The sequence below is a fragment of the Campylobacter sp. 2018MI01 genome, from assembly GCF_018501205.1.
GTDB lineage: Bacteria > Campylobacterota > Campylobacteria > Campylobacterales > Campylobacteraceae > Campylobacter_E.
In genome coordinates, this window is sequence record NZ_JAHCZE010000108.1 from 1 (window position 1) to 1808 (window position 1808).

A 1808-nucleotide genomic window follows, 5' to 3' on the forward strand; every position below is an offset into this window, starting at 1 on the left:
ACCCTAAACAAAGTAAAAGAGTTATCATAAAAACTTTTTTAGAATTTACAAGAAGAAAATTAATTATTTTATTCATTTAAGCTTTTCAAATAAGCCATTAATTCCACTCTGTTTTATAATATCTAAAAACTGAGCTCTATAACTAGCTATTAAACTTGTATTTAAAATATCAATATCATATAACTTACATTCGTTATTGATAATTCTAAACTTAAATATCATTTCTTTAACTTGTTCTTCATACTCAACTTTCATATTTGCCTGACATCTTTTATCATCTATATTAGTGCTTGTTAATTCAAGGCTACTGCCTTTAACCAAATCAATTTTAGATGAAAAATCTTTTTTAAGTCTTTCTATAAAAATACTTTGAAATTCTGCTAATTTTTCAGCGCTTAACTCATTAGCATTTTTTGAAAGAACTAATTTTGTCATTAATTCAATATCTAAATCATCTTTTAATAAATTAAATAAATCTTGTGATTTATCGTTGCTATCACCCTTAAAGATATCTTGTATTTTTGCAACATCTAAAACAATGTCATCTTTAAAAGTATCAATTTTGTAAGCATATAAACTTGCTAAGCTTAAAGCTATTATTAATAATTTTTTCATTCTAATTCCTTTCGGTTTTTTTCATAAAAATCCCTTATTGTTACATAAGGATTTATACTTTTATAAGCTTCATTAATTAAAACAGAATTACTACTTGTTTTATCAATCAGCCCAAAAGCAGAAACGCTAATACTAGCATTATTAGTTAAATAAAAACTAGGCTTTAAAGCATAATCAAACGGCAAAGCTAAAGCATCTCTTACATTTGCAGGCCCTAAAAATGGTAAAACAATATGCTCTCCTGGTGGAACACCCCATCTAGCAAGCATCAAGCCAAAATCACTTTCTTTTTCATATTTAAAAGGTCTTAAAATACCACCTAAACCCAATGTGGTATTACCTAAAAATGCTCCTAATTCAGCAGTTCCTGATTTAAATTCTCCACTCAAGTATAAAGTAATAAATCTAAGCGGAGACCCTAAATTGTGGAAAAAATTATTAACACCTTTTTTAACTATTGGAGGAGTGATAGTATTGTAAATATTGCTAAGTGGTCTTAAACTCATATTATAAACTGCATAATTAAAACTAGTAACAGCTTTATTGTAATTATAAAATTTATCTACTCTTTCTACTTGATTAAATTCTGCTTCAAAATCATCAATTTCGTTCGCAACTACTAGCGTAATCAAAGAAAGGATAAAAAATAATTTTTTTATCACAAAATTACTCCATATTTAGTATTTTTGGCAAATAATAACAAAAAAATATTAAGAACAAACTATGAAAATTAATCTAGAAATTGAATTTATTTTAAATGATAATGTAAAAATTACAAAAAAACATATATTGCTTTTGCAACAAATTAAAATAGACAAAAGCATTAGCAAAGCTGCTAAGAATTTGAATATTTCTTATAAAAATGCTTGGGATAGTCTTGATGAAATAAGCAAAGCTAGTGAGTATAATCTATTTTCAAATACTTCAAGAAAAGAAGGAAGTAAATTAAGTGCTTTTAGTGAAGATATATTAAAAAAATACGAAGAGTTTTGCAAATTTAAAGCCAAACTCAATGATGATTTTACCTATAAACTATCAGCTCAAAATAAAATTAAGGCTAAAATAGTTGAGATTAAAAATGAGAAAAATTATATAAATCTAACTTGCAAATGCGGTGATGACTTAATAAAAGCAAATATTTCAGTAGCTGCTCTTACTGAATTAAATCTAAAATTATTTGATGAAGTTATATT

At 25.4% G+C, this 1808-nt stretch carries 3 protein-coding genes; 1 reads left to right on the forward strand and 2 read right to left on the reverse strand.

Annotated elements, in window-relative coordinates; translation table 11 throughout:
* Positions 1-72: 72 nt before the first annotated feature.
* Positions 73-615, reverse strand: coding sequence for an MlaC/ttg2D family ABC transporter substrate-binding protein (locus tag KJQ97_RS09165; RefSeq protein ID WP_214117190.1), 543 nt, complete (start codon positions 613-615; stop codon positions 73-75).
* On the reverse strand, positions 612-1277 hold the full coding sequence (locus KJQ97_RS09170) for an MlaA family lipoprotein (protein ID WP_214120657.1): 666 nt from the start codon (positions 1275-1277) through the stop codon (positions 612-614). The genes KJQ97_RS09165 and KJQ97_RS09170 overlap by 4 nt, the downstream gene beginning before the upstream one ends.
* A 61-nt stretch (positions 1278-1338) precedes the next feature.
* Between KJQ97_RS09170 and KJQ97_RS09175 the strand changes: the two genes are divergently transcribed.
* Positions 1339-1808, forward strand: a 470-nt coding sequence (locus tag KJQ97_RS09175; RefSeq protein ID WP_214120658.1) for a winged helix-turn-helix domain-containing protein, incomplete at its 3' end; no start/stop codon positions are given.